This is a genomic window from Prosthecobacter sp., from assembly GCF_044222345.1.
Lineage (GTDB): Bacteria > Verrucomicrobiota > Verrucomicrobiia > Verrucomicrobiales > Verrucomicrobiaceae > Prosthecobacter.
Genome location: NZ_JBGANL010000136.1, coordinates 1 through 3,968 on the forward strand (window position 1 = coordinate 1; position 3,968 = coordinate 3,968).

Below are 3,968 nucleotides of genomic sequence, written 5' to 3' on the forward strand. Positions count from 1 at the left end.
TGCGGAGCTCTGCCCAGAGCCGATAAAATATCGGCGCTCCCAGCACAGAGCTGCCGCCTCGGCGCGGAGTGCCATGTCTGTACTGGGAGCGCCGATGTCCACATCGGCTCCGGTCGAACGTCCCAGCGCCATCGCCACGGAAAACAGCTCACGGGTCACACGCCACTTGCCCATGCTGCGGAGCTCTGCCCAGAGCCGATAAAATATCGGCGCTCCCAGCACAGAGCTGCCGCCTCGGCGCGGAGTGCCATGTCTGTACTGGGAGCGCCGATGTCCACATCGGCTCCGGTCGAACGTCCCAGCGCACTCGACATGAAAAGAAGCGCTCGATAAACACAGCGCATGCCCATGCTGCGGAGCCGTCCCCAGAGCCGATAGAATATCGGCGCTCCCAGCAAAGACTCCCACTCTACCATTGATTCGCTGCGCTCACCCTTCGGGCTCCTTGCAGTCGTCTGTTTGCCTTCCGCTATCTACGCTGCGCTCCGGTTCACTTCGTTCGGCTCCACCACTCCGCTCACTTCGACTTCTTAAACGCGATGATGCCCTGGGCGATGCCTTCGGCGATCTTGGCGCGATACTCGCCCGTCAGCATGCGGGCGCGTTCGGTGGCGTTGCTGACGAAGCCGCATTCCACGAGCACCGCCGGGTTTTTCGTGGTCGCTCGGATGACGTGGAAGTTGGCGTTTTTCACGCCCCGGTTCAGCATCGTCGTGCGCTGCACCAGATAGGCCTGGATGTAGGCCGCGAGCATGTAGCTGGAGGAGAAGTGGTAGTACGTCTCCGCACCGGCGCCGCTGCCACCGCGGTTGTAGTTGTAATGAATGCTGACGAAGATGGAGTTGCCCCGGCTGTTGCCCAGCGCAGAGCGGTCCTGCAGCGGGATGAAGACGTCCCGGCTGCGGGACATGATGACCTTCAGGCCCTCTTTTTTGAGCAGCTGCTCCACCCGGCGCGCGGTGTCCAGCGCCAGGTGCTTTTCATAGACGTAGCCGATGGCGGCTCCACGGTCATGGGCACCATGGCCGGGATCGAGGATGACGGTGTCAAAAGCGTGAGCCTTGCTCAGCAGCATCAGCACCGTCAGCGCAAACCAGCATGAGCCTGTGAGCAGGCGGTTCCACGCATGGCGAGAGGAGGGGAAAGTCGGCATGGGATTCGGGAGGTGAAAGCAAGGCAGGTTTCGCATGAACAAGCCTGCAAGCTCATCGGCACTACAGTAATCGAAGATGGCGGGAAAGGGTCAAGTGGTTTGCCTGCAAACCTTTGCCACCAGGCAGAAAAAAAGCCGCCGGATGGGGCACATCCGGCGGCGTGGAGTTGACGGGGTCGGGCGACTGATTACAGGCCCGAAGGTGGCAGGCCGCCAGGAGCGGCAGGAGGAGCACCCAGAGGGGCTGCAGGAGGAGCACCGCCAGGCATGCCGCCAGGAAGGGGAGCGCCAAAGGCTGGAGGAGGGCCGCCAGGATTCTGTCCGCCCACGCCGGAGTTGGTGTTCATGCTGTTGTTGCCATAGACCACCTGCAGGATGCGCTGCGGGATGCCCTGGGAAGCCTGGGTGAAGAGATTCAGACCACCGGCCATGATCTTCGGACCGATGGAGCCTCTCTTGCCTGCCAGTGCTTCAACGGCCACGCTGCCGTCGTTGCGACCGATGATGATCTTACCACCAGGCCAGGTGCGGCCGGGGACGACCTGACCTGCCACGTCCGCATTCCAAAGGGGCGGCCAGCTGATGGAGACGGGGTTTTCAAACACGATCGGCATGTTGCCCACGGTGGTGTCCGTCTGGTTGCCGGTCATGGCCCAGTGGTTTTCACCTGGCATCAGCGCATTGCCGTAGTTCGGGGCCTGGCCGATGTTGTTGTCCGGATTGTAGCCGGCAGGGCAGCCAAAGATGCGCTCATCCGTCACGATCTGTTCCTGGATCATGTAGCGGAAGGCGTCGTTGGCGCTTTGGGCCATGCTGCCTGTCAGCGGGTTGGCCACGGAGTCGGGATACTGGCTGTTGTTGTCTTTGGAGAACTGCTTCAGCGCCAGGATCACCTGCTTGCAGTTGTTGACGCCCTTCATCTGGTTGCCCTGGGTCTGCACCATCGTGAAGGCTGGCACGGCCAGGCTCGCGAGAATCGCGATGATCGTGATCACCACCAGCAGCTCGATGAGCGTGAAGGCTTGGTTTCGTTTCGTTTTCATTTTCATTGTCTGGGTATGTTTTGGGTTGGGTATGATGTTATTAGGACACCGGAATTAATTCGGCACCCAAGGATTAGACCCAACCATGGAGTGAAATGCGAGAAAAAAATGCCACCTTTCGGAGACAACGCGGCAAAGTCATTCAAAGCGCTCCGCACGGGGCAGGGGATCGCCCGCAGGCCCGGTCACAAAAAAGCCGCCGGATGGCGTGCATCCGGCGGCGTGGAGTGTCTCTAGATTTCAGGACGGATCACAGTCCCGCAGGCGGCAGGCTGCCGGGAACTCCTTGCACACCAGCAAGAGGCGGAGGTGCGCCATTCAAGGTGGGAGGTGGGATCTCTTTTTGAGGCCCTATTGGAGTGTAATGGCCGGTATTGCCATACACCACCTGCAAAACGCGCTGCGGGATGCCGTCTGAAGCCTGCGTAAACAGGTTCAACGGCGATGACCGGGGCCCACCATGCCTTTCGTGTCTGACAGCGCTTCGAGCGCGACGCTGCCGTCGTTGCGCCCGACGATGATCTTGCCATCGGCCCAGGTGCGTCCCGGAGCGATCTTGCCTGCCATGTCGGCATTCCAGAGCGGCGGCCAGCTTGGGGTGGCTGGGTTTTCAAACACGAGGGGCATGTTGCCCACCGTGGTGTCCGTCTGGCCGGCCGTCATCGCCCAGTGGTTTTCACCGGGCATCAGGGCATTGCCATAGTTGGGGCTCAGGCCGATGGTGCCATCCGGATTGTAACCGGCGGGGCACCCAAAGATGCGCTCATCCGGAGCGCACTTTTCCTGGATCATGTAACGGAACGCGTCATTCGCGTTCTGGGCCAGGCCCCCGGTCACCGGATTGGGCACGGTGTCGGGATACTGGCTGCTGTGGTCCTTGGAGAACAGTTTCATCGCGAGGATGACCTGTCTGGCGTTGCTGACGCCTCGGTTCTGCTGGGCGATCCTCTGAACGAGGGTGTAGGCGGGTACCGCCAATCCCGCGAGAATCGCGATGATTGTGATCACCACCAACATCTCGATCAGAGTGAAGGCATGGTTTCGTTTCGTTTTCATTGTATGCGTATGTTTACCTATCGTTTGTTTTATTATGTTATGTGAATAACGGAATATTCCGCTACCCACCGCCATTAGACCCAAACGCGGGCTGAAATACGAGACAAGAATAGTGCCGTCCGCGACGTGGCGGCAGGCGTAGGGGTAAAACTCAGGCCAGGGCCGCTGTGGATGAGCTGGCCTGGGACACAAGCACAAAAAAGCCGCCGGATGGCGTGCATCCGGCGGCGTCGATTGTCTGCAGGCTGAATGACGGGTCGCCTACTTTTTATAAACCACCTGCAGGACGCGCAGGGGGATGCCTTTGGAAGCTTGGGTGAAGAGGTCGTTGCCATCGGCCAGGATTTTGGGGCTGACCTTGCCTTTGTCGCCAGCCAGAGTTTCGACCGCGACGCTACCGTCGTTGCGGCCGATGATGATCTGGCCACCCGGCCAGGTGCGGCCGGGAGCGATCTGACCTGCCACGTCCGCATTCCAGACCGGAGGCCAGCTGTTCGTGACGGGGTTTTCAAAGACCAGTGGAATGCTGCCCGCCGTGGTGTCTGCCTGCCCGCAAGTCATAGCCCAGTGGTTTTCTGGTTCATCCGGGAAGTTGGTGCGGTGCTCAGGTGCCAGTGAGTATGTCTTTTGACTCATGCAGTGAGTAGATGCGCAGTTGGAGGAAGTCCACGTCGCGGTAGCCGTAGGCCATGCGGGTGAGCCGTCCGATTTTGTTG

4 protein-coding genes are annotated in these 3,968 nt (G+C 60.3%); all 4 read right to left on the reverse strand.

All coding sequences use genetic code 11. The annotated features are described in order from the left end of the window. Window positions 1–517 precede the first annotated feature (517 nt). Window positions 518–1,153: an N-acetylmuramoyl-L-alanine amidase gene (locus ACILSL_RS27140; protein ID WP_395735203.1), complete on the reverse strand. Its 636-nt coding sequence runs from the start codon at window positions 1,151–1,153 to the stop codon at window positions 518–520. A 188-nt stretch (window positions 1,154–1,341) separates the two neighbouring features. Next, entirely contained in the window at window positions 1,342–2,196 is an 855-nt protein-coding gene (locus tag ACILSL_RS27145; protein ID WP_395735204.1) for a type II secretion system protein, read from the reverse strand. Between the two features lie 435 nt (window positions 2,197–2,631). Next, the gene (locus tag ACILSL_RS27150) at window positions 2,632–3,252 is read right to left on the reverse strand and encodes a type II secretion system protein (protein WP_395735205.1); all 621 of its coding nucleotides are present in this window, start codon (window positions 3,250–3,252) and stop codon (window positions 2,632–2,634) included. A gap of 261 nt (window positions 3,253–3,513) precedes the next feature. Continuing rightward, window positions 3,514–3,888 carry a hypothetical protein gene (locus ACILSL_RS27155; protein ID WP_395735206.1) on the reverse strand — a complete coding sequence of 125 codons (375 nt, stop codon included), beginning with the start codon at window positions 3,886–3,888 and terminating at the stop codon, window positions 3,514–3,516. Between the last annotated feature and the right edge of the window lie 80 nt (window positions 3,889–3,968).

What these genes read in the sequence shown, in the direction of transcription:
- ACILSL_RS27140 (WP_395735203.1), bottom strand. Translation starts at nt 1,153, where the DNA reads ATGCCGACTTTCCCCTCCTCTCGCCATGCGTGGAACCGCCTGCTCACA.
- ACILSL_RS27145 (WP_395735204.1), bottom strand. Translation starts at nt 2,196, where the DNA reads ATGAAAACGAAACGAAACCAAGCCTTCACGCTCATCGAGCTGCTGGTG.
- ACILSL_RS27155 (WP_395735206.1), bottom strand. Translation starts at nt 3,888, where the DNA reads ATGAGTCAAAAGACATACTCACTGGCACCTGAGCACCGCACCAACTTC.
- ACILSL_RS27150 (WP_395735205.1), bottom strand. Translation starts at nt 3,252, where the DNA reads ATGAAAACGAAACGAAACCATGCCTTCACTCTGATCGAGATGTTGGTG.